Consider the following 25136-nt stretch of genomic DNA (forward strand, 5'->3'; position numbering starts at 1 on the left):
AAGGATTTCTGTGTCTGTCCCGCGCCTGTCCTGTCCGATCTGTTTGCGCCGAGAGGCCGGGTTGATCCCGGCGCCGCGTCATGTGGCGAATTGGCATCAGCTGAACGGGCCGGAACAGATGGCGATGCTGGCCGAGTTGGGGGCTGCTCTAGGGCGCGGAACCCCGGGTTTTGTCGCTTCTTCAGCCCATGACCATTTCCATCTTAAGGAGGCGTCCGGATCGCGTCTGACGACCGGGGGGCGCGACCCGCTTCTGCCGTTGCTCGCCGAGCGACTGGACACAGCGCAGTCTGTCGATCTAGCCACTGCCTTTGCCATGGACAGCGGTGTGGCGCTGCTCGAACCTTGGTTCCGCGAGTTGCTGGCGCGGGGTGGTCGACTGAGGATTGTCGTGGGCGATTACCTCGACACGACCGATCCAACCGCCTTGGCCCGCCTCTTGGACCTAGAAGGGGCGGAGCTGTTCGTGTTCGAGACAGACAGTCTCAGTTTTCACCCTAAAGCCTGGTTGTTCCGCGCGACAGATGCACGGGGGGCAGCGATTGTCGGCAGCTCGAACCTCTCGCAGTCGGCGCTGACCGAGGGCGTAGAGTGGAACCTGCATTCCGAAGATGCAGCTGACAGTGTCGCCGCGGCTTTCGAAGAGCTGGTGGCACGCTCAGAGGTAAAGCCCCTGACCGCCGCCTGGATAGATGCCTATGCCAAACGCCGCAGGACACGGCCCATGCCCGAGTTCACCGCCCGCGTGGTGGCCGAGGAAGGGCCACCGCCAGAGCCGCATTCGATCCAGCAAGAAGCGCTGGATGCCCTATCGCTAAGCCGATCGAACGACCACCGCGCCGGTTTGGTCGTGCTGGCAACCGGACTGGGCAAAACCTGGCTGGCCGCCTTCGATACGATCCGCGCCAAGGCGGGCCGCATTCTCTTCGTGGCCCATCGCGACGAGATCCTCACCCAGGCGATGGCAGCCTTTCGCAAGGTGCGGCCGGAGGCCAAGCTGGGCCGCTACACAGGTACCGAGAAAGAGCCGGATGCGGAAATCCTCTTTGCCTCGATCCAGACGCTAGGCCGCATCGGTCACTTGCGCCAATTCGACCGCGACCATTTCGACTATATCGTCGTGGATGAATTCCACCACGCTGCCGCCAGCACCTACCGGAAACTGATCTCCCATTTCACGCCCCGGTTCCTTCTGGGTCTGACCGCCACGCCCGACCGGACGGATGGTGCTGACATGCTGGGGTTATCCGGCGAAAACCTTGTCTACCAATGCGACCTGTTTCGCGGGATCGACGCGGGGCATCTCTCGCCGTTCCACTATTTCGGTGTGCCCGACGATGTCGACTATGCGCAGATCCCCTGGCGGTCTGGGCAATTCGACCCAACCGCTCTCGACGCTGCCTTGGCGACCGAGGCGCGGGCGCTGAATGCGCTGGAACAGTATCGCAAGCGCGCAACCGGCCCCGCGATCGGGTTTTGCTGTTCGATGCGCCATGCCGACTACATGGCGGATTATTTCTGCGCTGCCGGGCTGAGGGCCGTCGCCGTGCACTCGGGCCAAAGCTCCGCCCCGCGAGCAAGCTCTCTGGCCGCGCTAGGTAGGGCCGAGATCGATGTCCTGTTCGCGGTCGACATGTTCAACGAAGGCGTCGACGTTCCCGAGATCGGCACCGTCCTGATGCTGCGCCCCACCGAAAGCGCGATCATCTGGCTGCAGCAGCTTGGCCGCGGTCTGCGCCGCGTCGAAGGCAAGGTGCTGCAGGTGATCGACTATATCGGCAACCATCGCAGCTTTCTGACGAAGGTTGCCACCCTGTTGCAGGCCGGCGCGGGGGATCGCTCGATCTCGACCAAGCTGGAGGCGCTTCAGGCCGGTGAGTTCCAGATGCCGAAGGGCTGCGAGATCACTTATGAGCTGCAGGTCATCGACATCCTGCGCAATCTCCTCCGCCCGAAGGAAGGCGCGGCAGAGCTTGAAGCTCTTTATATCGACTTCCGAGACCGGAACGGCATCCGTCCCACGGCTGTCGAAGTCTTCCGCAACGGCTTCGATCCCCGCGCATCGGGCCACGGCGGCTGGTTCGATTTCGTCCGCGATATGGGGGATCCCTTGCCCGAACGTTCTTTTGCCAATCACGGTCGTCTCTTGAGTGAATTGGAACGGCCCAGGGGTTTGTCCCGATCCGCCTTGACCGGATTGCGCGACGTCGTAGCCGGGCGGCAACCGAGCGATGGCGCGTCAGAGCTCGCCTTCAACCCGCACCTGGTCCGAGGCAGCGACGGCTTTCGGCTGGCGCGACCGGACACCTCCGGCGAACTGGAACCGCTTGTGCGCGAGTTGGTCGAATGGCGCTTGGCGGAAACGCCCATCGTGCGCGAGGCAGCCGAAGCATCCTCGACCTTTGTCGGCAAGCCACAGGCACTGGAGCATTGGCAGCGCTACTACGTTCCGGACATCGCCGAGTTCTTTGGCGAAGAGTACAAGCTAAACCTCTGGCGAACCGGGATGAAGGCGCTGCCAGAAAAGAAGATCATGATCCTTCTTGCCAATGTCTCGACCCAGGACCTGACCTACAAAAACGCATTCCTCAGCCCGTCCCGGCTGAAATGGTTCAGCCAAAACCAGACGCGGCAGGACGGCAAGCATGGCCGGGTCATCAGCGGTGAGGAAGGCCACGAGGTGCACTTGTTCACCCGGCGAGGGAACAAAGTGAATGGCAAGGTCAATCCGTTCATCTATTGTGGTCAGCCAAAGTTTGTCGACTGGACAGGAGAGAAACCGATCGAAGTGACCTGGGATTTGCCGGTTCCCGCCCCGCGCGAACTTTGGGCAGAGCTTGGAATTCCAGACAATGACTGATCGCCAGAACTCATCGTCACAAGCCGTCGCCGGTAAGGCGATCGATAATTGGCTCTAGGCAAACAGATGGAGCGGCAGGGACTGATTTCGCGCTTCTTCTCTCGGACCAGCGATGGTGACCGGCAAGAGAACGCGTCAGAAGGGCCGCCTCCGCAGGGCCACGATGCCTGGGGTGACAACGCGACCCGTCCGGTCCACGCCCTGGTTAAGTCGGTGCTACAGGAGCCGCACTGTCTGATCGTTACCGGGTACCAGGATTTCTTGTCTTCCCTGACGATCGTGCTTGATGCGGTCCATGATCTTGCAGAACGGCCAGAGGGCAGCATCCGCATCGTTTTCGGCTCGAACACGGACGGTCGCAGACAGTTTGGGGGTGGCGGGCGGTCAGTCGCGCAGGAAGCCCGACAGTATTTTCTCGGTGCTCGGGGCCTGTCAGTCGTCGATTTGGCTGACCTTCGCGCCGTTCTCGCGACGGATGCTATCGAGCGTGGCATCATCCAGTTTCGCGCTTTCGATCCAGCGCTTGCCGAAGCGAAGCTGGGTCGCAGACCGCCTATGCTGCATGCAAAGCTCATCGTTGGCGAAGGCTCTGCTCTATCGGGGAGTGCGAATTTTTCAATCAACGGTCTGCGCCGTAACCTCGAATTCATGGACGATGCACATGCTTGGCCGGACATCGCGAGTGCAAGGCGCGCTGCCGCAGAACAATACTGGGAGATGGGGCGCGACTGGACGGAGACAGCGTTGGAGATCCTGCGCTCGCTCATCCGGCTGGTTACACCCGAGGAGGCGGTCGCGAGGACCGTTCACGAAGCCACCACCTTCACACCTTGGCGCGTGGCTGGAAACACGAGTGCAGGCCGGCCGCCGCAGCCATTTCAGGCAGACTTGGTCTATGAGGCCGCGGGAACCGTTTACGAACATGGCTTTGCTTTCGTCGAGGCACCGACCGGGGCGGGAAAAACGGACATCGGAAAGCACCTGGCAACCGTGCTGCCGGTCAGCCATGCGCAGACCGTCTTTTCCTGGGGTGAGCGAGCAGATCAGCAGCGCCTCGGTTCGCTCGCCTTGATCCCCGCCAGCGTTTTGAGAAACTGGACGTCGAATGCCCCCGCAAATTTCAAGCCGATCAAGCACAGCCACTTGTCCCGCCAGAAAAAGGACGCGGCCGCCGAGTTGGATGAAATCAACCGCGCCGTCCGCTCGTCAGCGTCGATGATCGTGGATGAAAGCCACCGGTTAAGCTCGCGTTATCTCGCGCCCTCGGCGCGCTCGCTGGTGTTCGAACGAAGCCCGGCCATTTGGACGGCCTGTCTTTCGGCCACGTTGATGGGCAACCAAGGGCTCGATGGTCTGCTCGCTTTCCATGAAAAGCGCGCCTCGATCTATGTGCCGCCGGTGATCACAGATCAGATCAACCAGCATATGGCCAAAGTTCGCGCTCGCGGAGAACTTGTCCGGCATCTGGATCAGGTCAATCGTCGCATCGAGGCGCAGGGTGTGCAGGAAGACCTATTTCTTAGTGCTGAGACCCTCGGGGAAGAGGTCGCTGCCATCGAACGCCAGCTGGAAGCAGACGGCCTACAAATCAGAGCGTTGCAAGAAGGCCTCGCGGATGCCCTCGCGCCATATGTGGTGCGCCGCCAGCGTGCCTGCATTGGGGAAAGCGCCAACAGAAGAAGCGGGGCATTTGTTTACCCGTTAACCCGCAGCCATCGCGAAGACACTGCGCTCACCGATCAACAACGCCAGATCATTTCGCGGATCAAGACCCTGGCCGAATGCATCACGACTGGGATCACGCTTGTGTCCGCTGATCCGCAACGCGCAGGCCAGACAGAGATCAAGTTTCACGATAAGTCGCGAATTCACATACGTAATTTCCTGGCACTGCTGCGCGCATCAATCATCTTCGCGCGCGAAGAATGGGCGCGAGAGCGCGACAGCGATGCAGACCAGCGAGGACGCGCCTCAATCGGCGAGAACCTACGACGTGCCGAAAGGCAGAACATGCGCAGACTGGCGGTTCCTGAAGGTGTTCTTCCGGAGGAACTGTCGCCCGAGGTCGACGACTCCCAGACACCGATTTGCGACAGGATCACGCACCTTCTGAACCATGCGGGCCTCGATAGCATCGACGAGGCACGCGCCGAGGTGATGCGCGGTATTCTGCGCAAGCACGGCCATGCAATCTTCCTTGCGGAACGAGTTGGTGTGCTCGAGGTGTACGCGCGCCTTCTGGCGGGACAGCGAGGCCGAGGTCCCGAGGTTTTTGTGGTCGCCCCAGGCGCTCGTATCAAACCGGGCAAGAAAATGCATCACATCCGATCCGGGGCCGAAGCGCAGGAATACTTCGGGATCGACGGGAAGCATGTCGATACGATGAAGCCGCGGGCGATGTTCCTGACCTTCCAGATGGCGGAGGGCATCAACCTCCAACTCGCGCCTGCACTTGGGATCATCGGAGTGACGTCGGACGTAAAGAGCCTGATCCAAGGTTTGGGTCGGATCGACAGGATCGACAGCCCGAACTCCCGCATCCACTACCACACATTTGATCTGCCGGGCCTTGTTCTGTCGTCCGATCACAAGGCACGCGCCCGTGTTGCCAGCATCGCCTTACTTTCTGGGGTCGGTGCGGATGACCTGCCCTCTGAGCTGGTTGAGTTTGCTGCCGGAGATTTGACTGACCTGGTCCTCGATCAAATCAAGAAGCCAAGGATTTTGCGACCTGGAAACTACTTCGATCAGATCGAGGGGCTGCGCCGAGCGGTGCCTCTAGAGGTATTCGAACGTGTGCAAAGCGCCAATCCGCGCGGCCTGTGGGGTGCAGAACTGTGCCTGCTTGCATCACGACAACCCGTGACGATCCTGCTTCTTGGGGGGCGTACTGGTAGCACCCAAGACCCAACCGTCTTTCCTCCTCGCCTTCTTGCTGTGCACGACGATGGTGGGCGAGCAGAGATCATCGGAGATCAGATAGAGGCTGCCCGGCTTCTCTCGGATGCCTATGCGGAAACGCGTCGTCTCTATCGTCATGACGTTCGCCCCGAATTTTCCCAGGTGACGGCAACCTTGGACCGTTTGCGCGGCACTCTCGGTCAACTGACCCACTGGGATATCCGCCCAGCACGCACAGTTTCACTGCTGGCTTCCCTTGCAGGCTTCTTGACCGGCCGTGCTGTGACAGACGGCGGCCAAGGGCAGTTTGGCGATCTGACCCTGCCAGCGCTCGAGAAACTGGCCGAAGCCTGGGCGCACGAACTGGATGTCTTCTGGATTGAAGCAAAGGAAGCCGTAAGCCAGCGCAGCGCATCAGGTGGCGAAATCCCCGATTACCTTGGCATTGATGCGATCTACAGGGCCTTTTGCGCGCAACCCGACGACGTCCGCGACGCCGTCCGCGTTCGGATGGATGATCTGATTGCAGCGTGCAGGGTTCTGTCAGAAGGGGATTCCGTGGACATCTTAAGCCGCGTGGCGGTGATCTTTGAAGCACAGCGTAAACACGATGGTGGCTAGTAGTGGTGCTGAGGTGATTTCCTCGCCGTGAACGGTCATGCCCGGCCCACTCCGGACTTTGGCGACAGGGGGCAACGCTGCTGTCCGGCTTCACCAGACCGGCCATCCGTGAGTTGTGAAGCACTTTCGAGAAGCGAATGACGGCAGTGCGGACTTCGCGTCGGTAAAGGCATGCACGCTGAACGTCTGCACATCTGTCTAGATAAACATTCCCCGAAGGCTTATCCCCTTTATGCCGGTGCTACACGATGTTGAATTTTCAGCTTTGCAGGGTGCGCGCGTTCCCATATTGTTCCAAGCATGCAGCGCCCGGCATTCATGCCCATCCTCATTCTGTTCGCAGCCGAAGCTGTGATAACGGGCCTTATCTACGCCCGCTTGCCGGACATCAAAGCGGCGGGAGAACTGTCGAACGCGGCCTTCGGGTTCGTCTTGGTCGGAGTGCCCATCGGTAACATCATGGGCTTCATGCTGGCACCCCTCACGATTGGTTTTTTCGGCCTGACCACAGTAAGCTGGATTGCGGTCGCAGTCCTTGGTGTAGTGTCCCTTGGGCTCGGCTTCGCGACGACTGTGCCGACGCTGTTGGCAGCCTTCGCGCTGCTAGGCCTATGCCTGTCGCATACGGAGGTCTCACAGAACTCCATGGCTGGGCATGTCGAGCGCACGAGCGGACGGCGCGTCATGTCGCGCTGCCATGGGGGATGGAGCGTCGGCTCCATCATTGGGCTGTTGTGTGGCGGTATCCTAAGTCAGGCGATGGTGCCCGTCGCGGTGCAGAGTGCTGGCGCAGCAGTGATAGGCATCGCGACAGCGATCCTTCTTTCCCGCATCTTGCCACATGTGCCGCGTCGCGCCCAAGCTGCGAAGGTCGCGCGGCTGTCCATCCGAGACCGCGTTCCCGCAGTGGCGTTGTTGCTGTTGTGCCTCCTGCCGCTCGGAACGCTGGCTTTGGAGGGTATCGTGCGGGACTGGGGTGCGATCTTTCTGCGCGACGATCTCGGAGCTGCCCCTTTCGCATCGACACTCCTCTTCGTGACTGTCTCGACTTCAATGGCCGCTGTCCGGCTGTCAGGGGACGCCATCCTCGAATGGCTGGGGGAACGCGTGGTCGTGGGCGGGTCCATTCTCTGCGCTAGCGCCGGATTGTTGATCGTCGCGAGTGCTCAGTCGTTGGTTGTAGCTCTGATCGGAGCGGCGGTCACAGGCGTGGGCGTTGCGGTAGTCTATCCGGTGGCGTTGTCGATCGCTGCGCGGCGGTCGGATCGACCGGAACGGGATGTGGCCACAATGTCATTCATCTGCTTCGTCACGCTAATGGCGAGTCCCACGGCAGTCGGGTTCCTGAGCGAAACCACTGGGCTGCGCATCACCTTCGCAGCGTTCGCGCTGCTGTCTCTGCTGGCCCTTCTGTTGCTGCGGGTGACAGGCAGGCGGAATGACGGCAACGGGTGAGGATGACCTCCGATGGAACGGCAATTTCAAACGCCACTTCGCGAAGAGCGTGCTTTCCAAAGCCGCCATTCGATGCGCTGCAGCATTTATCAAACAGGGCTCGTAGCCGCCTTGCGGCACCGCAGAGAAAACCCCCGCAACAAGCTCACGTAGAAGTCGGCTCCCAGTAGTCCGGCACGACCGGATCGCGTCTGCGGCGAACGTCCGGTGTCCGCCCTTCACGTTATCCATCGTTCCCCTCTCACAGAAGCAGAGCCGCTTGATACCGGTCGGCATGAATTTCCCCTACGCACGGCGGCTGAGATTTAGCTTATGGGCTATATGTGGATTTCATAGCCCTCGCGCTATATTGACAAAATATCGCCCGTGGGCTATCAAAATGCCATGGACACCTTTCCCACATATCCCATTCGAAGCCTGCGCCAAGCCGGGACCGTGCTGCGTGCGCGGCGAGCGGCGCGGAAGATCAGCCAGAAGCAGCTTGGCGAGATGACGGGAACGGCGCAATCCACCATTTCCGACATCGAGAACGGCGTCGTGTCCGTCAGCCTCGATGTCTACCTGCGCCTCCTCGAGGCCCTTGGCGCGGAACTGTCCGCGACGGACCGTGTAGCCGACCCAGGGCAGCACTAGGATGGCACGCATCGCACGCGCGGGCCGCCGCACACGCCAAAGCAAGACAGCCGTCTGGTACGAAAGGGCGCGGGTGGGCACGCTGACCCGCGCGACGGATGGGGCCATCGCCTTCTCCTACGATCCTGATTGGATTGCGTCCGAGGCCGCTTTTCCCGTCGCCAGCGCCCTGCCGCTGACCAAGCTCAAATGGCAGGGCGATCCGGTTGTCGCCGCCTTCGACAACCTCTTGCCCGATGCCGAAGGCGAGCTGCGCGAGAAGATCGCCGCGCGTGTCGGAGCGCAAGGCAAGGATGTGTTCTCGCTGTTGTCTGTGCTGGGTCGCGACTGTGTCGGTGCGCTGCAATTCCTGCCGCTGGACGAAGCCCCGTCCGAACAGGACATGCAGTATCGCGTCATTTCGGAAGAAGAGATGGTCGCAGACCTGAAAAACCTCGCCGCCGCACCGCTCGCCCTGGGTAACGACGAGGATTTCCGGATTTCCATCGCCGGTGCGCAGGAGAAGACGGCCTATCTGCGGATCGACAGGCAGTGGGCCAAACCGCGGGGCATCACGCCGACCAGCCATATCTTCAAGACGCCCATGGGCCTGATTCCCGGCCCTGAACAGATCGACCTGAGCGACAGCGTCGAGAACGAGTTGTTCTGCATGACCCTGGCGCGTGACATCGGCCTGCCCGTCGCGCATGTCGAAAAGCTCACCCTTCCCGGGCAGGTCGTGCTGTCGGTCGAACGGTTCGATCGCGTCTGGCACGGCGACACCCTGAAACGCCTGCCGCAGGAAGATATCTGCCAGTCTTTGGGCTACCCTTCTGCCATGAAATACCAGAGGCTGGGCGGCCCCGGCGTCGCGCAGATCATGGAGCTTCTGCGGGAATCCGACACGCCCATCGAGGACCGGGAGACGTTCTTCCGGGCGCAGATCTTCTTCTTCCTGATCGGGGCCTCGGACGGGCATGCCAAGAACTTCAGCCTGCGTCTGGGGCGTCGGGCGCGATTCACGCTCGCGCCCCTCTATGACATCCTGAGCGTCGCCCCGATCGTCCGCGCGGGCCGGTTGCAGCGCAAGCGCTACCGCCTCGCCATGTCGATCGATGGCCATTACGGCATCGACGAAATCGTGCCGCGCCACTTCGAGGCCGAGGGGCGCGCGGCGGGTCTGCCCAAGGGCCGCGCCTTGGAGCTGTTGCAGGACATGGTAGATCGGCTGGGCCCTGCGCTGGAGCGGACGCTTCTGGCGGTGGGCGATCAGGTCCCGGCGGCGGTCAGCGAGCCGATCGCAAGCGATGCGATCCAGCGGGCGGCGCAGATGCGGGACCTGCGTTAGGGTTTCGGTGCATCAGCGGCTACCCCCTCCAACGCCCTATCGACCTCGCGCGTCCTCGCGGCCAGCTGTGCCTCCCACAGGATGCGGAACTCTTCCGCGAATTCGGCGAGGCCCCCGGCGAAGGTGCGGATCGTGGTCATGTCGTCATCGGTGAAGGGCATCGGGCGGCCGCTCAGTTCGGCCTCGTTCAGCTTGTGGGCGATGTGGTTGACCGCGGCGCCGTCGGTCGCGACCCGCGCGCTCCAGGCTTGCAGGTGGTCGAGCACGACCTGATCGGCCGGGCGCAGCAGGATGTCGGCCACCCCCATCAGGCGGCGCAGGGCGGCGGGTTGGTCGGTGATGCCGCGGCGTGCCAGCGCGGCCTGAAACCCCGCCAGCTGGCGCGCGCTCAGGCGGGTGCTGATCGTTGTTGTCGAAGCAGAGCGTGCGCCTTTGGCCCGGCTCAGCGTGTTGTAGATCGTCCGGGTCGAGACGCCAAAGCGGCGGGCCAGAGCGGCGGCTGATGTACCTCCGGCGCGGGCCTCGATGATCTGGCGGCGTTCGTCGTCGGTCAGTTTGCGGTGGTGGCGCATGTGAAGTTTACGTTCCTATTTCTTGCCAACTTCCTCCAAGCCCCCCGCCTCCCAGCGTCAGCGGAGGCGGGTCAGGGGCTTGGAGTCCGTTTCGGTGGGTTTGCTTGGTTGGACGGTGTGCAGGGGACGCGAGACGGGAAACGTGTTGCGCAAAGCGTGGGGCAGGAAACGCGGCGCACAGGACGTGATGCGCGATGCGGAAGGCGCGGCGCAAAGGACGCGGGACGGGACGCACGCTCCGGAAAGCGCCATGCACGGGACGCGATGCGCGGCGCATTTTGCGGAAAACGCACCGCTCATCCCGCCAAACCCGCCGCGCGCAGCTGGCCATCGGTCACCAGCCCCGCAGCCACCAGCGCCGTCACTTGCGGGGCGGTGATGTGTTTGCACATCGGGCTGCGGTCGCGGATCCATGCGGCCAGCCGGGCGTGGTGATCGGCGGTCAGCGCCGTCCGCGCCTGCCGTCCTTCGGCCATCGCATCGAGGAAGCGCTGCCACCGGCGGGCGGCGAACCAGTTGTCCGAGAAACAGACTTTCGATCGGGTGAAGCCGGCGCTCTCGGTCGCATAGGCCTGTACGGCGCGCAGCAGGTCGTCGGGGTCGATCCCCTCGGCCAGCGCCTCGGCAATCGCGCTCACACTCGCCGCCTTCCCGCGCTGCCGGTCCTTGGGGTAGGCGGCCCAGATCCTTTCAACCCGTTCATCCACCGCCGCCGCCTCCGCGCGCTTGCGCGTAGGTGGTTTATGGATGGTTTCAGGGTGGTTTGGGGTCCACCGTGGACCCCGTACCCCGTCCACCCTGGACCCCCTACCGGGTTCAGGCTGGACGGGGTCCACCATGGACCCCGTCCCATCATCGGGTTCGGCCATCGATTCCAGCGCCATCACGCGGGCCAAAACGATCCGATAGATCACGGTGAACCCGTTCTTGCAGGGACGCCGCCCGGTCTCGATCAGGATGCCCTCTTTCAGGAAATCGCTGATCGTCCGCTTCACGGTGCTTTCGCCCAGCTCGGTGTGGCGCTGGATCGTACCTTTGGAGCACCAGATGCCCGAGCCGTCATCGCTCGCCTTGTCGGCCAGGAACATGATGATCTGCTTGCGCGCGGCGCTGCCGAAGATGCGGTCGGCGCAGAGATTGGCGATCTTCCAGCTCATGCGCAGGCCCCCGGAAAGGGGGCGTGGCGACGCGCCAAAGGCGATGGATGATACCGCTTGACAGATCGGAAAACGTCGCCGCACCATCCGCCAAAAGCCCCTTTCCGGGCCCGCAAATGGTTTGACAATCGGCTGCTAAGTGCCTGATTTCCCGTGGTGGGTTTGACAGAAACTTCGCCCGTAACCGCCTGATCTTCCATCCACAATTTGGGATTGAAAATCCTCGTGTCGGTGGTTCGATTCCGCCCCCGGGCACCACAATTTCCAGAGCAACTTTGCGTTATCAAAGGCTTCGCTGGCAGGCGCATTTTCTGGTCCACCCCTAAGCCCAGCTATCGGCGCTCGGTGGTCTCTCTGTGGCGGCGAAGTGCCGTTCAGCTTTGAGTATGGCGCGGCGCTCGAAATTGTACGCTGTGGGGATCCACCCAGCATCGTGCAAACACCGCGCAGCCTCCAGCGCTGCTGCCTGACGCGGTGCGCCCCGACCGACTCGTCCTCAGCTAGCAGGTAGGTGACCCCAACAGTTCAACCACGCGCTCAATGCCCGCCAATTAGGCGCGCCGCGCCATACTTCCCAAGAAACGGTCATGTTGCAAAGGTATGGCTTGCCGACTCGCACCTTGCCGGAACATAGCCTCATCGTTCAACTACGCGCTCATACCCCGCCAATTACGCGCGCCGCGCCATAGCTGGAAAAAGAGAACGCGCGGCGGGCGAGGATTGTCAAACCTGTCCCCGAAAAGCGTCAAACCCGATCCGAGTAAGGACCAGACACGACCACAGAACCCAACCATTTCAGCTTGTTAAGTGGTGCCCGGGGGCGGAATCGAACCACCGACACGAGGATTTTCAATCCACTGCTCTACCCCTGAGCTACCCGGGCACGGGTGCGCTTTCGCGCGGGCGTGGCGTTTTCTAGACGGGCCGGCTGGCATAGTCCAGTGCCCGAAGATAAAAAAATCAGTGTTGATCGAAGGTGTCGGGTCCGGGCTCGGCCGAGGGGTCATCGGGCTCGATCGGCTCGTCCGACGGGATGGCGTAGCTGCCGTTCAGCCAGCGTCCGAGGTCGATATCGGCGCAGCGGCGCGAGCAGAACGGGCGATACTCGGGCGCGGTCGGATTTCGGCAGATCGGGCAGCTCATTGCAGGGCCTTTCGCAGCTCCGCATCGGTCGGCAGCCGCTCGCGCTTGCGCTGCAGCTCGAAATGACCAATCGGGGTCCAGCCGACCTGGGCCGTCTCGACCGGGTCGCTCCGGAAGGCCGTGCGCAGCGTCTGTTCGATCTGGCGCCGGTCCTTCTTGGCCAGGGGCGCGAAATCGACGGTCACCTGCCCGCCGAGACCGCGCAGGCGCAGGGCGCGCGGCAGGGCGCGGGCCGCCTCGATATTGGCCTTGAGCGCGGCGGCGGGCGAATGATCGCCGCCGGTGTTGACGTCGATCGCAACCAGCGCCCGGGTCGGTTCGACGATCAGGCTGCCGCCGCCGGGCAGTCTTTCCTCGATGCCCGCGACAATGGCCAGATCGTCCAGAACGCCACGGCTGGCGAAACAGCCGGGATCGGTCACCACCTCGTCGGGCCGGCCCCACTCGCGCCAGGCCAGCGCATGGGCATCGGCCCCTTCGAGCAGCGTCTCGGGCGGGCCGTCGCGGTCGGCTGCAATGCTTTCTGCAAGGCTGCGCATCTCGGCGATGTCTTCGACAATCTCGGCCTCGTCGGCCTCGGCGGCCTCCGAGCGGATGATCAGGCCGAAACTGCTGTCGGCCATCAGATCCTCGGCCAGCGCCTTCAATTCGCCGCGCAGCATCTCGTCATGGATCTGGCGCGAGACATTGAGGCCCGGCGCATCCGGGGTGACAATCGCGAACTTCGACTTGAACAGCAGCCGATGGGTGACCGGCACGGCCTTGCCCGGTTCGGCATAGCCCGTCACCTGAACCAGCACCGACTGGCCCGGGCTCAGACCCTTTGCCTCGCGCAGAAACGCCTGCCCCTCGGACAAGCGCAGGAACAGCCCGCCCTGACCCTTGACGGGGCGTTCGACAACGGCGCGCAGGATCGTGCCCGGCATCGGCGGGCCGTCTTCGGGCGGGTCGATCAGAAAGTCCTCAAGCCGACCATCGGCCAGACGCGCGGCCGCCCGCCGTCCGGCGATCTGATCAAGAAGAACGCTTGTTCCCTTCATGCGGCCGCCCGGTAGAGAGGATAGCCCGCGGCCATCAGCAGCCCGGCAGTCTCGGCCAGCGGCAGACCGACAATGCCGGTGTAGGAGCCGCTGATCCAGGGAATGAAGGCCCCGGCGGTGCCTTGGATCGAATAGCCGCCGGCCTTGCCGCGCCAGTCGCCGCCGGCGAGATAGGCGTTCACTTCGGTATCGGCCAAACGCTTCATCTGCACGATCGAGACCGAGTCGCGCTGCCACAACCTGTCGCCCAGACGCACCGCGACGGCGGTCACCACCCGATGGCGCCGCCCGGACAAGGCATAAAGGAACGCGGCCGCCTCGCCGGCATCGGCGGGCTTGCCATAGATCCGGCGCCCCAGCGCCACCGTGGTGTCGGCCGACAGCACCAGATCGCCCGGCTCTGCCACGACAGCCAGCGCCTTCTCGCGCGCCATCCGCTGGCAATAGGGCCGCGGAAGCTCGCCTTTCAGCGGTGTCTCGTCGATGTCGGGTGGGCAGATCGCGTCGGCGGCCACACCGATCTGGGCCAGCAACTCGCGGCGGCGCGGGCTGCCCGAGCCGAGGATCAGTCGCATGGGGCCGGTCGCCTTACTTGAAGCGATAGTTGATACGACCCTTGGTCAGGTCGTAAGGGGTCATTTCCACCTGAACCCGGTCGCCGGCAAGAACCCGGATACGGTTCTTGCGCATCTTTCCTGCCGTGTGCGCGATAATCTCATGGCCGTTTTCGAGCTCGACCCTGAATGTCGCGTTGGGCAGGAGTTCCTTCACGACACCGGGGAATTCGAGCATCTCTTCCTTGGCCATGGTCACTCCAATAATGGTTTCACACCCCCCTTTCGGGAGGTGCCGGTTAAATGCGCCCAACGGACAGGTATTTCAAGGCCGATTCTGCTCATGCGGACGCAACCCCACCGGTTCGGTGCGGACCTGCGCCTGATCGTGCGAGACGGGCGACCGGCTTTGCCCGGCTATACCGCGTTGGTGTCCCGTGGCGGACCGAACCGGTTCACCATCCGTTCGATGATCTGGTCGCGCGACTGGCGATAGCGGGCGAGCTTCGCCTCGCGGGTCTCGCCCAGACCCGTCGGATCCATGATCGGCCAATATTCGACATCGAGATGATAGAACCGGGTCAGTTCCAGCGCCTTGCGCTGGCTGGCCGGGGTGAGTGCCACGATCAGGTCGAACCCGCCAAGATCGTCGCCCCAGTCCTGCATCTCGTCGAAACTGCGCGGGCGATGCCGGGTCAGTTCGACGTCCATTTCCTTGCAAACGGCGACGACAAATCCGTCGATCTCGAGATCGTTCTTCACCCCCGCCGACTGGACATAGAAACTGTGACCGTAAAACAATTTGGCGATACCCTCGGCCATCGGAGACCGCACGACATTGTAGTCGCAGGTAAACAGCACCGAGGCCGGGAAACCGGAGGGCATACGGTCAACCTCCGAAATGCAGCACGCAAATCAGGGTGAAAAGCCGTCTGGCGGTATCGATATCCATTTCAGCCTTGCCTTCCAGCCGTTCCAGCAAAACGCGCGCACCTTCGTTGTGGATGCCGCGACGGGCCATGTCTATCGCCTCGATCTGGCTTGGCGGCATGTTCTTGACGGCGGCGAAATAGCTTTCGCAGATCTGGAAGTAATCCTTCACCACCTGCCGGAACGGCCCGAGCGAGAGGTGGAATTCCGCCAGTTTCTGCCGTTCCTCGTCCGAGACCTCGAACACCAGCCGCCGCTCGCGGATCGCAAGGTTGACCCGGAACGGTCCCTCGGGCGTCGTCTCGCCGGCATGCGCCGGCAGGGCAAAGCTGTTGTCCTCCAGCAGATCGAAGATCGCGACCTGGCGTTCCTGCTCGATCTCGGGCGTCGGCGCGGCAAGCCGGGTGTCGTCGATCTCGATATGGATGATGCGAAGATTGCTCATGTTCCGGCCTCGTTGGTGGTCGGCGTGTTCAGTCGGTCGAGCCGGGCGCGGACGGACAGCCCGTGCGCCTCGAGGCTTTCCGAGATCGCCAGCCGTTCGGCTGCCGGGCCGATCGCGGCCAGCGCCGCGGGGGTCATCCGGGCAAGCGTGGTGCGTTTCAGAAAATCCATCACCGAAAGACCACTGGAAAACCGGGCAGACCGCGCCGTCGGCAGCACGTGATTGGGCCCGCCCACATAGTCGCCGATTGCCTCGGGCGTCCAGGCGCCGATGAAGATGGCGCCGGCATGGCGAACCCTTGCGACCAGCGCCTCCGCCTCGGCCGTGCACAGTTCCAGGTGTTCGGGTGCCACGCGGTCCGAAAGCTCCACCGCCTCGTCCATGTCGCGCACGGTGATGACGGCACCGAAATCCCGCCAGGAGGCCGCGGCGATCTCGCGCCGCTGCAGGGTTTCGAGCCGCTTCTCGACCGCCGCCGCGACCGCCCGGCCAAAGCCCGCGTCGGGCGTGACCAGGATCGCCTGGGCCGAGGCGTCATGTTCGGCCTGGCTCATCAGATCGACCGCGATCCAGTCCGGGTCATTGTCGGCGTCGGCGATGACGAGGATCTCGGACGGACCTGCAATCATGTCGATCCCGACGCGCCCGAAGACCCGCCGCTTGGCCGCCGCGACATAGGCGTTGCCGGGTCCGGTGATCTTGTCGACCGGCACGACGGTCTCCGTACCATAGGCGAGCGCCGCAATGGCCTGCGCGCCGCCGAGGCGATAGACCTTGTCGACCCCGGCAATCCGTGCGGCGAGCAGTACCAGCGGATTCACCAGACCGTCGGGCGTCGGCACGGTGACGACCAGCCGGTCGACCCCCGCGACACGCGCCGGGATCGCATTCATCAGAACCGACGAGGGATAAGAGGCAAGCCCGCCCGGCACGTAAAGCCCGGCTGCCGAAACCGGCGTCCAGCGCCAGCCGAGGTCGGCCCCCGCGGCATCGGTCCAGCGCGCGTCTTCCGGCATCTGGCGGCTGTGATAGGCCCGGATCCGCTCGGCCGCGAGGTTCAGGGCGTCACGGTCGTCGGGTGTAACCTTGGCGCATTCGGCCTCGATCTCGGCCTCCGAGAAGGCCAGCGTCTCTGGCGTCAGTCGCACCCGGTCGAAACGTTCCGTCAGCTCGATCAGCGCCGCGTCGCCGCGCGCCCGCACATCGCCAATGATCCCGGCGACAGCAGCATCGACATCCGGCGCATCCTCGCGCTTGGTGGTCAGGAACGCTGCAAAGCGGGTCGCGAAATCGGCATCCGTTGTGTCGAGAAACTGGGGCATGACGTCTCCTTGTCCGGCCCCTGATACTGAACGATGGCCCCCGCCTCAAGCGGCGCAAGCGCGCGGGGCCGATGCTTGCGTTCAGTCCTCGTGGACGGGTGCACGCCCCGAGGGCGCGACATAGGGCCGGGTCACATCGCGCAGCGTGACATTCACGCTTTCGACCTCTGCCGCGATGGCGCCGTCGCCGGCCAGCGTCAGGGTCATCCGGCCGGTGCCATCGGCGCCGGGTTCGAACGCGATTTCGAGCAGCGACAGGATCGTGTCGGGATCCTTGCGGTCGATGCCTTGCGACACGACCTTCTGCACGTCATCGAGAATCAGCAGGCTCTGCACCCGTTCATAGGGCCGGCCGCGACGTTCGGCATTCTCGCGATCCTCCCAGCGGAAGCGGTTGAGCAACAGCGCAAGACGCCGGGCCGGCCGGTCCCACCGCATCTCGACCGCGGGAAATACCGCGTCCTGCACCATGGCCGAGATCACCCGCAGGTCCTCGGCGTCGGCTGCAACCAGCAGTAGCGGGCGTTCGGCGCCTTCTTCGAATGTCGCGTCAGTCATCACCTTGAATCCGTTCGATATCGGCGCCGCAAGCGCCAAGCTTTTCTTCGACCCGTTCGTATCCGCGGTCGAGGTGATAGACCCGGTTCACCACCGTCTCGCCCTCGGCCCCGAGGGCTGCAAGGATCAGCGAGACGCTGGCGCGCAGGTCGGTCGCCATCACCGGTGCACCGCGCAGCTTGTCGACGCCCGTGACCGTCGCGACCCCGCCGTGCACCTCGATCTGCGCGCCCATGCGCACCAGCTCGGGCGCATGCATGAAACGGTTCTCGAAGATCCGTTCTTCCAGCACGCTGGTTCCCTTCGCAGTGCACATCACCGCCATCATCTGCGCCTGCAGGTCGGTCGGAAAGCCCGGAAACACCTCGGTGACCACATTGACGGCGTCGACCCGGCCGTTGCGGCGTTTGACCACCAGCCCGGTATTGGTCTGCGTCACCTCGATCCCGCAGGCATCGAGCTTCTCGGTGAAGGCGCCAAGCAGGTCGAGCCTGGCCCCCACAAGCTCTACCTCGCCGCCGGCGATGGCGGGGGCAAGCATGTAGGTTCCGGTCTCGATCCGGTCGGCGACAACCGGATGGGTCGCGCCGCGCAGCCGGTCGACCCCCTCGATGGTGATCGTGTCGGTCCCCGCGCCTTCGATCCGCGCCCCCATCTTGATCAGGCAATCGGCAAGATCGACGATTTCAGGCTCGCGCGCCGCGTTTTTCAGCAGGGTGGTCCCCTTGGCCAGCGACGCCGCCATCAGCAGGTTCTCGGTCGCACCGACCGAGGCAAAACGGAAATCGATCACCGCCCCCTTCAGCCCGCCCGGCGCGGTGGCATGCAGATATCCATCCCGCAGTTCGATCTCGGCGCCGAGTTGTTCGAGCGCAGTGATATGAATGTCCATCGGACGCGCGCCGATGGCGCATCCCCCGGGCAACGACACCACCGCCTGCCCGTGCCGCGCCAGCAGCGGCCCGAGGACGAGGTTCGAGGCGCGCATCTTGCGCACGATGTCATAGTCGGCGACGTGGTTGTCGGCGGAATGGCCCGACATCGACAGCACCTTGCCCGCCTGCATGGCCGCAACCTCGACCCCGAGCGATTGCAGGAGCGTCGTCATGGTGCGAATGTCCGACAGCCGCGGCGCATTGGTCAGGGTCAGCGGCTCTTCGCTGAGCAACGCGGCCGGCATCAGCGCCAGACAGGCGTTCTTTGCGCCCGAAATCTCGATCCGGCCGTTCAGCGGGCCGTTTCCCCGCACCACGATCTTATCCATCCTGCCCCTTTCCGCTGTCAGGTTCGCCCTGCGGTGCGCGCGCGCCCTCGGCGGGCGCGTCCGCGCGCGCCCTGGCCTGCGCCTTGCGCCGCTGCAGATTGTCCTTCAGCGCCTGCTTCAGCCTCTGATCCCGGCTGTTCCCGGGTTTTTCCTGGTCTTTGCCGTTCATGCCGCGCGGCTTACGCGAGGGGGTCGCCCGGGTCCAGTCTCGTGACCGGACGCGGTGCGGTTTTCCCCAAAGTGATGCGAGAATTCGCTTGCACTCCGCATGGCAGATGGTTATCTCCGCCCACGCTTCGAGGCCGCGTCAGCCTGGCGGTAGCGCACCCTGTGCAGGGGGCGGTTTTGCCGGGCGAGGGCGGTTGATTCAAAAGGGCTTTTCCGGAGCCCGCCTGCAATGGGGTAACGCCCGCGGCATTCCGGAAAACGGCAGGCTGTGGTAGCTCAGTGGTAGAGCACTCCCTTGGTAAGGGAGAGGTCGAGAGTTCAATCCTCTCTCACAGCACCATTTCTCCATTCAGGCCTGTAAAATTCCCTAACACCTTGAAGGGAAAGGCAGTTTTTATATCTCCATACCCATTAGTCCGGCAGTATCTCAGAGGCTCACCCGCAGGGGTGCGCTCCAAGATCGTCTGACCAGGCATGTCCCGTCAGTGGCGGGGCCGCCGGGGCATGTCACGAAGCCGCAGAAAACGCTGTCAGATGCCCCGCGCGCGTGCCGCCGGCCTGTCCCAGCACCAGAAGCCGTTTGACCATGTGGCCGACCGCCAGTTCATCGGTCATCCCCATGCCGCCGTGAAACTGGATCGCATCGCGCACCACCGCCCGCGCACAGTCGCCGGTCTTGACCTTTGCCGCCGACAGAAGCCTGCGACGTTTGTCGGAGGCTTCGCCCGCCATCGCCTCGGCCGCGAGCTGGACCATCGAGCGCACCTCTTCCCGGCAGATATACATGTCGGCCAGCCGATGCTGCACGGTCTGGAACCGGCCAATCGGGCGGCCGAACTGTTCGCGCAGCTTCACGTGATCGAGCGTCGCGCGAAGCAGCGCGGCGACAAGTCCCGAGGTCTCGGCCAGGGCCCCGAACAGCGCCATCTCGGCCCCCGCATCAAGCGCTGCGCGCGCGCCGGTCCAGCAGGCATCTGGCGGGCACAGAACGCCGTCGAAGCAGACGCTGGCCGCGGCCTGACCATCGAGCAGACGATAGGCAGTGACCTCTGCCTCGGCGGCGGGCACCCGCAGGACGGCCGCGCCATCGATATCGACCGCAACCCAGAAGGCCGCCGCCGCCGCCCCGCCGGGCACAAGCCGGACCGTGCCCGACAATTCCCAGCCACCGGGCACAGGCCTGGCCGAGACCGCCGGCTCCATACCGTCCGGCCCGGCAACCAGAACCTCGATCTGCTGGCCCGCAAGGATCGGTGCCAGCACATCAGACGCCCGATCCTCGGGCAACAGCCGCGCAATGACCGTGGCGCACTGCAACGTGGCGGGCGTCACCGGTTCCAGCACCAGCCCCGCCCCCAGAACCTCGATCAGCGGCAACACTTGCTGCGGCGACAACCCGAGGCCCCCGCAGGCTTCTGGCAAGGCGGCGCCAAGCCAGCCAAGATCGGCCATGCGGGGCCAGTGCGCGGGCAACTCGGTCGCCGGTGCGGCCAGCATCCGGGAGCGTTGCGCCAGTGAATAGTGATCGGCCACGAACCGCTCTGCCATGTCCTTCAACAGCAGCGCCTCGTCCGACGGCATCTCGAACCTGATCTGCATGGTCATCGTCAAAGCCCCAGTACCTGAGCGGCAAGAATGCTGCGCTGGATCTCGTTGCTGCCGCCATAGATCGACAGCTTGCGCCAGTTCAGGAACTGGTAGGCGACGTTTTCGAACGGCGGTTCGAGGCAACCGCTCTCTGCCGCCGGCAGGGCGGATTGCCCTGCGATATCGAGCGCGAGCTCGGTCAGCGCCTGCTGGATCTCCGTTCCGCGGATCTTCAATAGCGAGGTCTCGGCGCCAAGCGGCCGTCCTGCCTCGGCCGCTGCCAGCAGGCGCAGGGTCGTCGCCTCGACCGCGATGATGTCGATTTCAAGCGCGGCAAGGCGTGACCGGGTCTCATGGTCGTCATCGAGCCCCGCGGCGCGGGCCATCCCGCGCACCCGTTCCAGCAGGTGCTTCGAGCGGCCGACACCGCCGATGCCGAGACGTTCGTGTTCGAGCAGCGCTTTGGCATAAGTCCAGCCCATGTTGACCTCGCCCACCACCAGCGCGTCGGGGACGAAGACATCGTCGAGGAAGATCTCGTTCACCTCCTCCGTCCCGTCCATCAACCGGATCGGCCGCCGCGAAACCCCGGGCGTGGCCATGTCGATCAGCATAATCGAGATCCCCTGCTGTTTCTTCACCTGCGGGTCGGTGCGCACGAGGCAGAAGATCCAGTTGGCGTATTGGGCATAGGTCGTCCAGGTCTTCGACCCCGAGACGATCCAGCCACCATCGATGCGGGTTGCACGGGTACGCAGCGAGGCAAGGTCGGATCCCGCCCCCGGCTCGCTGAAACCCTGACACCACCAATCCTCGCCCGACAGGATGCGCGGCAGGAACCGGGCCTGCTGATCGGCGCTGCCAAAACGGATCAGGATCGGGCCGATCATCTTCAACCCGAACCCCGGCATTGGCGGGCAATGCTGGCGAAAGAACTCCTCGTCCGCAATCATCCGCTGGCGCGCCGTCCAGCCGGGGCCGCCATGCTCGGTGGGCCAGGAGGGCGCAACCCATCCCACCGCGTGCAGGCTCAGGTGCCAGCCGAGGAAGTCCTCGCGGGACAGCGGCGCGCCCCTTGCCACCTTGGCACGGGTGTCGGGATCGAGTTCCCGCGCAGCGAAATCGCGGATCTGCTTGCGGAAGGCGTCGTCCTCGGGGGTAATCAGCAGATCGGTCATAGCGCTATCTCCCGCTTGACGATCAGCGCATCGACCGCGATGCAGCCTTCGCCCTCGGGCAGGACGAGGACGGGGTTGATGTCGATCCCCTCGATTGCGTCACCATGGGCGATCGCGAAATCCGACAGCCGCAGGATCGCTTCCTCAAGCGCCCTCCGGTCCGCCTTCGGCGCAGCGCGAAACCCATCGAGAAGCCGGCCAAGCCGGGTCTCGTCGATCATCTGACGCGCATCTTCCGGCGACAGCGGCGCCCGACGCAGCGCGACATCGTCCAGCAGTTCGGTCAGCACGCCGCCCACACCGACCAGGATCATCGGCCCGAAATCGGGATCGTTCTGCATCCCGAGGATCGCCTCGACCCCGCCCCGAACCATCTTTTGCACAAGGCACGGCGCCGGGGCACCGTTCAGCCTGTGTCCCCGCAGCTTTTCCGACAGTTCGGCAAAGGCCAGCGAGACATCGGCCGGTGTCACAAGGCCCAGCTTCACCAGCCCGGCCTCGGTCTTGTGCTCCATTCCGTCGGCAAGGCCTTTCATCACCACCGGATAGCCGATCTCGGCCGCGGCCTGCAGCGCCTCGGCCTCGCGGCGCACCAGCGCCTCGCCAATCATCGGCATGCCATAGGCGGCAAGGGCCGCTTTCGCGGCATGTTCCCCAAGGCTGCGACCGCCGGTTTCAAGCAGTGTCGCAACCCTGGCCCGCGCCGCGTGATCCACCATTGGCGCGACGTTGCTGCGGGGGTCGGCGCGGCGGGCGTGGTAGTCCAGAAATCGTTTCAGCGCTTTCAGGGCCGCCTGGGGGCCGCGGAACAGGGGCAGCCTGCGGTTCTGCGCCAGTTCCTCAAAGCCCGCCTCGACCACCTTGCCGCCGTCATAGACGACAATAATGGGCTTGCCCGAGGTTCGCGCGATCTCCAGCACCGGCTTGATCAGCCGGTCGCGCCAGGCATCGCGCACCTGATGAATGAACACCATCAGCACGTCAGTATTCTCGTCGTCGAGCGCCGCCGACACCGCCGCAGGCCAGCGCTCGGGGTGGTTCATGACATTGCCGGACAGATCGAGCGGATTGTGCGGCGGCGTGAAGTCGAGCAGCGGCGCCAGACGCGCAACCGTCGTTTCTCTGAAATCTGCCAGCGGGATGCCCATTGCCTCGGCCTGATCGGCAACGACCCCGCTCCAGCCACCCGAGAACGTGACCACCGACAACCGGTTTCCCTGCGGTGCCGGGCACTTCTCGAACAAGGACGCGGCATCGGCCAGTTCCAGCGGGTCGTCGACCGACACGACGTTGTACTGGCGGAACACCGCCTCGAAGGTCCGGAATGCGCCCGCCATCTTGCCGGTGTGGGCCAGCGCCGTACGCGCGGCGCGCTGACTGCGCCCGAGCTTCAGCACGATCAGGGGCTTGCCGCGCGCTTCTGCCTCTTCGGCCAGCGCGATGAAGCGCGCGGGGGTGCGCAGCCCCTCCAGCGCCATCGCGACCGAGGTAATTTCCGGGTCCCGCAGCGCGAACCGCGCGTAATCCGCCGCCTCGACATTCAGCTCGTTGCCGGTCGACACCAGATAGCGCAGGTGCACCCCCTGATCGTGGGCGCGGGCCAGCAGCACCATCATCAACTGCCCGCTCTGCGAGATCAGCGCGGTGCGCCCGGGCGCCAGATCCGCGGGAAAGGTCGCCGCAGTCAGCCCCATGAAGCCGCTCGCAAGATTGGCAAGGCCGAGGCAGTTCGGACCGCAGATCGCGATCCGGTTGCGGTTGGCAACCTCGCGCAGCGCACGCTCGGCCTCGCGCCCGGCCTCCCCGGTTTCGGAAAACCCGGACGCCAGAATGACCGCGCCGCGCACGCCCTTGCGGCCGCAATCGTCCAGAATCCCGGGCAGCGCCTGTCGGGGAACGAAGATCAGCGCCGCGTCGACCGGTTCGGGGATCGCCGAGACCGAGGGATAGCAGGGAAGACCGTTCAACTCCGGGTACTTCGGATTGACCGGGAAGATCCTGCCCTGAAACCCCAGCCTGCGCAGCACCGGCACCGCCATGCCGCTCCAGCCCGTCGCATTGGCGCTGGCCCCGACGATTGCCACGCTTTGCGGGTTCATCAGTCCGGCAAGATTTTCGAACAGCGGCGCGGGGTCCGTCCCCTCCCCGACAGCAGGTTCCAGCGTCGCGGTCTCCGCGGTCATGTCGATCTCTCCCTGAGGTTCTCCGTCCCGGCTCGACTATCGACGACGGGCGTCCCTTCGTCAACAATGCAAACTTTGATTTCGCATAGCGAAACCACGGCACGGAAACACGGACGCCGGACCGCGTCGGGATCGGACGGGCCGGCAGGTCTGCGATTCAGGTTGGGGCACAGAGATCGGGCACCGCGGCGCCCGTTGGATCAACTGTGATAGAGGCGGGCCATCCGGGCTTCGACCGACCGCGCGGTGCTGAGCAGAAGCGGGGCGAATTCCTGTTCGGCCCGTTCGACGGTCAGGACCGAGGACAGGCCCGAGACCGACAGGAGTAGCGGATCGGCGCCTTCGACCGACCGGATCACGGTGGCGATCGCGTTAAGCTCCGGGCGCCACTGACCAAAGCCTGTGACATAGCCGCGGGCCTCGAAACACGCGACGGCGGCCGCGACGTTTGGCGCCTGAACGTCCCACAGGGCCGGGTCGGCCTTTTGCAACCTGGCGATCAACGCCTCCCGCGGCCGCGGCGCGAGGCTTGCCAGATAGGCACGTCCGATCGCGGTCTGGCACAACGGCAGCCGGGCGCCGACATCGAGGTTCAGCACGATCGCTTCGGGACGTCGCACCAGTTCGATATAGCGCACGGACAGGTCGCTTGGCACGCCGAGGGCGACCGAAACATCGGCCAGTTCGGACAGCGTGACCATACCGGGCCGGGCAATATCGCGGATGCCTGTGGCGGCAAAGGCGGTCTGGCTCAACTCGATCACCCGCGGCGCCAGACTGTAGCGCCCAAGGCGCTGGTGATAGGCGAGGTAGTTCAGTTTGCGCAGGGTGTGGGTGAAACGCGAAACCGTCGGCCGGGGCAATCCCGTGCGCTCGGCCAGTTCCTGATTGCTGAGCGTCCGGTCATCGGGCCCGAAGGCGGCAAGGATCATCAGGCCCCGCGCAAGAGACGTGACGAATTGCCGGTCCTGCTGTTCGCCGTCTTTGTCGTCGCTCACGTCTTTCAGGTCCCTTCCGTTCTGTCCGGATGCCCTGGCCCGCACCCTGCCCCCATAGGTCGTCTTCACTGCCGCCGCAAGAATGGGCCATTGTGGCGATACCCCTCTGCGACGGCCCGAAGATGGCCCCTGACGCCAATTCGATCTTGATCCGGCCATGCCCTGACAAGGATCTTGCCACAGGTCGCGCGGCGCTGCTAGGTTATTTTCAAAATGTCGTTTCGCATAGCGAAATGAATA

The 25136-nt window shown here is 64.2% G+C and carries 20 protein-coding genes and 2 tRNA genes; 6 read left to right on the forward strand and 16 right to left on the reverse strand.

Features of this window, described 5'->3' with window-relative positions:
- Positions 1-61: 61 nt before the first annotated feature.
- The 5 genes from DQG17_RS17730 to DQG17_RS17750 all read left to right on the forward strand — a co-directional run bounded on the left by DQG17_RS17730 (position 62) and on the right by DQG17_RS17750 (position 9797).
- Positions 62-2860 carry a DUF3427 domain-containing protein gene (locus tag DQG17_RS17730; RefSeq protein ID WP_232829495.1) on the forward strand — a complete coding sequence of 933 codons (2799 nt, stop codon included), beginning with the start codon at positions 62-64 and terminating at the stop codon, positions 2858-2860.
- Positions 2861-2926: 66 nt separating this feature from the next.
- On the forward strand, positions 2927-6382 hold the full coding sequence (locus DQG17_RS17735) for a phospholipase D family protein (RefSeq protein ID WP_116134214.1): 3456 nt from the start codon (positions 2927-2929) through the stop codon (positions 6380-6382).
- A gap of 318 nt (positions 6383-6700) precedes the next feature.
- Positions 6701-7837, forward strand: coding sequence for an MFS transporter (locus DQG17_RS17740; protein ID WP_157973656.1), 1137 nt, complete (start codon positions 6701-6703; stop codon positions 7835-7837).
- Positions 7838-8203: 366 nt separating this feature from the next.
- On the forward strand, positions 8204-8470 hold the full coding sequence (locus tag DQG17_RS17745; protein WP_232829496.1) for a helix-turn-helix transcriptional regulator: 267 nt from the start codon (positions 8204-8206) through the stop codon (positions 8468-8470).
- A 1-nt stretch (position 8471) separates the two neighbouring features.
- Entirely contained in the window at positions 8472-9797 is a 1326-nt protein-coding gene (locus DQG17_RS17750) for a type II toxin-antitoxin system HipA family toxin (protein WP_116134217.1), read from the forward strand.
- Here DQG17_RS17750 and DQG17_RS17755 read toward each other — a convergent pair.
- The 12 genes from DQG17_RS17755 to murA all read right to left on the reverse strand — a co-directional run bounded on the left by DQG17_RS17755 (position 9794) and on the right by murA (position 18782).
- Positions 9794-10369 (reverse strand): helix-turn-helix domain-containing protein, encoded by a 576-nt coding sequence (locus DQG17_RS17755; protein ID WP_116134218.1) that lies wholly within the window; start codon positions 10367-10369, stop codon positions 9794-9796. The genes DQG17_RS17750 and DQG17_RS17755 overlap by 4 nt on opposite strands.
- Before the next feature lie 296 nt (positions 10370-10665).
- Positions 10666-11526 carry a hypothetical protein gene (locus DQG17_RS17760; RefSeq protein ID WP_116134219.1) on the reverse strand — a complete coding sequence of 287 codons (861 nt, stop codon included), beginning with the start codon at positions 11524-11526 and terminating at the stop codon, positions 10666-10668.
- An 808-nt stretch (positions 11527-12334) separates the two neighbouring features.
- Positions 12335-12409 (reverse strand) — tRNA-Phe (locus DQG17_RS17765).
- A 77-nt stretch (positions 12410-12486) separates the two neighbouring features.
- Complete coding sequence (locus tag DQG17_RS17770; RefSeq protein WP_116134220.1) at positions 12487-12669, reverse strand: DNA gyrase inhibitor YacG; 183 nt, start codon at positions 12667-12669, stop codon at positions 12487-12489.
- A complete protein-coding gene (locus DQG17_RS17775) occupies positions 12666-13709 on the reverse strand; it encodes a ribonuclease E/G (RefSeq protein ID WP_116134221.1) in 1044 nt (347 codons plus the stop codon). Before DQG17_RS17775 ends, DQG17_RS17770 begins: the two co-directional genes overlap by 4 nt.
- Positions 13706-14284, reverse strand: a complete 579-nt coding sequence (locus DQG17_RS17780) for a nucleoside triphosphate pyrophosphatase (RefSeq protein ID WP_116134222.1) — start codon at positions 14282-14284, stop codon at positions 13706-13708. Before DQG17_RS17780 ends, DQG17_RS17775 begins: the two co-directional genes overlap by 4 nt.
- Before the next feature lie 13 nt (positions 14285-14297).
- Positions 14298-14516 (reverse strand): translation initiation factor IF-1, encoded by a 219-nt coding sequence (gene infA, locus DQG17_RS17785; RefSeq protein WP_037209844.1) that lies wholly within the window; start codon positions 14514-14516, stop codon positions 14298-14300.
- Positions 14517-14680: 164 nt separating this feature from the next.
- On the reverse strand, positions 14681-15148 hold the full coding sequence (locus DQG17_RS17790) for a low molecular weight phosphatase family protein (protein WP_116134223.1): 468 nt from the start codon (positions 15146-15148) through the stop codon (positions 14681-14683).
- Positions 15149-15152: 4 nt separating this feature from the next.
- Positions 15153-15638 carry a UPF0262 family protein gene (locus tag DQG17_RS17795; RefSeq protein WP_116134224.1) on the reverse strand — a complete coding sequence of 162 codons (486 nt, stop codon included), beginning with the start codon at positions 15636-15638 and terminating at the stop codon, positions 15153-15155.
- Positions 15635-16960 carry a histidinol dehydrogenase gene (gene hisD, locus DQG17_RS17800; protein ID WP_116134225.1) on the reverse strand — a complete coding sequence of 442 codons (1326 nt, stop codon included), beginning with the start codon at positions 16958-16960 and terminating at the stop codon, positions 15635-15637. The genes DQG17_RS17795 and hisD overlap by 4 nt, the downstream gene beginning before the upstream one ends.
- Positions 16961-17041: 81 nt before the next feature.
- Positions 17042-17518 carry a DUF2948 family protein gene (locus tag DQG17_RS17805; protein ID WP_116134226.1) on the reverse strand — a complete coding sequence of 159 codons (477 nt, stop codon included), beginning with the start codon at positions 17516-17518 and terminating at the stop codon, positions 17042-17044.
- Positions 17511-18782 carry a UDP-N-acetylglucosamine 1-carboxyvinyltransferase gene (murA, locus tag DQG17_RS17810; protein ID WP_116134227.1) on the reverse strand — a complete coding sequence of 424 codons (1272 nt, stop codon included), beginning with the start codon at positions 18780-18782 and terminating at the stop codon, positions 17511-17513. The genes DQG17_RS17805 and murA overlap by 8 nt, the downstream gene beginning before the upstream one ends.
- Positions 18783-19215: 433 nt before the next feature.
- On the opposite strand from murA, the gene DQG17_RS17815 reads away from it, so the two are divergent.
- Positions 19216-19290: transfer RNA gene (locus DQG17_RS17815), tRNA-Thr, on the forward strand.
- Between the two features lie 167 nt (positions 19291-19457).
- On the opposite strand, the gene DQG17_RS17820 is transcribed toward DQG17_RS17815, so the two are convergent.
- From DQG17_RS17820 to DQG17_RS17835, 4 genes are all read right to left on the reverse strand, one after another.
- Positions 19458-20555, reverse strand: coding sequence for an acyl-CoA dehydrogenase family protein (locus DQG17_RS17820; RefSeq protein ID WP_116134228.1), 1098 nt, complete (start codon positions 20553-20555; stop codon positions 19458-19460).
- Between the two features lie 2 nt (positions 20556-20557).
- Positions 20558-21715, reverse strand: a complete 1158-nt coding sequence (locus tag DQG17_RS17825; protein WP_116134229.1) for an acyl-CoA dehydrogenase family protein — start codon at positions 21713-21715, stop codon at positions 20558-20560.
- A complete protein-coding gene (locus tag DQG17_RS17830) occupies positions 21712-23898 on the reverse strand; it encodes an acetate--CoA ligase family protein (protein ID WP_116134230.1) in 2187 nt (728 codons plus the stop codon). Before DQG17_RS17830 ends, DQG17_RS17825 begins: the two co-directional genes overlap by 4 nt.
- A gap of 200 nt (positions 23899-24098) precedes the next feature.
- Positions 24099-24896 (reverse strand): IclR family transcriptional regulator, encoded by a 798-nt coding sequence (locus DQG17_RS17835; protein ID WP_198666184.1) that lies wholly within the window; start codon positions 24894-24896, stop codon positions 24099-24101.
- Positions 24897-25136 lie beyond the last annotated feature (240 nt).

The organism is Tropicimonas sp. IMCC34043 (assembly GCF_003390845.1).
Classification (GTDB): domain Bacteria; phylum Pseudomonadota; class Alphaproteobacteria; order Rhodobacterales; family Rhodobacteraceae; genus Tropicimonas.

What these genes read in the sequence shown, in the direction of transcription:
- DQG17_RS17820 (WP_116134228.1), bottom strand. Translation starts at nt 20,555, where the DNA reads ATGACCATGCAGATCAGGTTCGAGATGCCGTCGGACGAGGCGCTGCTG.
- DQG17_RS17780 (WP_116134222.1), bottom strand. Translation starts at nt 14,284, where the DNA reads ATGCGACTGATCCTCGGCTCGGGCAGCCCGCGCCGCCGCGAGTTGCTG.
- DQG17_RS17755 (WP_116134218.1), bottom strand. Translation starts at nt 10,369, where the DNA reads ATGCGCCACCACCGCAAACTGACCGACGACGAACGCCGCCAGATCATC.
- hisD (WP_116134225.1), bottom strand. Translation starts at nt 16,960, where the DNA reads ATGCCCCAGTTTCTCGACACAACGGATGCCGATTTCGCGACCCGCTTT.
- DQG17_RS17805 (WP_116134226.1), bottom strand. Translation starts at nt 17,518, where the DNA reads ATGACTGACGCGACATTCGAAGAAGGCGCCGAACGCCCGCTACTGCTG.
- DQG17_RS17830 (WP_116134230.1), bottom strand. Translation starts at nt 23,898, where the DNA reads ATGACCGCGGAGACCGCGACGCTGGAACCTGCTGTCGGGGAGGGGACG.
- infA (WP_037209844.1), bottom strand. Translation starts at nt 14,516, where the DNA reads ATGGCCAAGGAAGAGATGCTCGAATTCCCCGGTGTCGTGAAGGAACTC.
- DQG17_RS17735 (WP_116134214.1), top strand. Translation starts at nt 2,927, where the DNA reads ATGGAGCGGCAGGGACTGATTTCGCGCTTCTTCTCTCGGACCAGCGAT.
- DQG17_RS17750 (WP_116134217.1), top strand. Translation starts at nt 8,472, where the DNA reads ATGGCACGCATCGCACGCGCGGGCCGCCGCACACGCCAAAGCAAGACA.
- DQG17_RS17740 (WP_157973656.1), top strand. Translation starts at nt 6,701, where the DNA reads ATGCCCATCCTCATTCTGTTCGCAGCCGAAGCTGTGATAACGGGCCTT.
- DQG17_RS17790 (WP_116134223.1), bottom strand. Translation starts at nt 15,148, where the DNA reads ATGCCCTCCGGTTTCCCGGCCTCGGTGCTGTTTACCTGCGACTACAAT.
- DQG17_RS17775 (WP_116134221.1), bottom strand. Translation starts at nt 13,709, where the DNA reads ATGAAGGGAACAAGCGTTCTTCTTGATCAGATCGCCGGACGGCGGGCG.
- DQG17_RS17770 (WP_116134220.1), bottom strand. Translation starts at nt 12,669, where the DNA reads ATGAGCTGCCCGATCTGCCGAAATCCGACCGCGCCCGAGTATCGCCCG.
- DQG17_RS17795 (WP_116134224.1), bottom strand. Translation starts at nt 15,638, where the DNA reads ATGAGCAATCTTCGCATCATCCATATCGAGATCGACGACACCCGGCTT.
- murA (WP_116134227.1), bottom strand. Translation starts at nt 18,782, where the DNA reads ATGGATAAGATCGTGGTGCGGGGAAACGGCCCGCTGAACGGCCGGATC.
- DQG17_RS17825 (WP_116134229.1), bottom strand. Translation starts at nt 21,715, where the DNA reads ATGACCGATCTGCTGATTACCCCCGAGGACGACGCCTTCCGCAAGCAG.
- DQG17_RS17760 (WP_116134219.1), bottom strand. Translation starts at nt 11,526, where the DNA reads ATGAGCTGGAAGATCGCCAATCTCTGCGCCGACCGCATCTTCGGCAGC.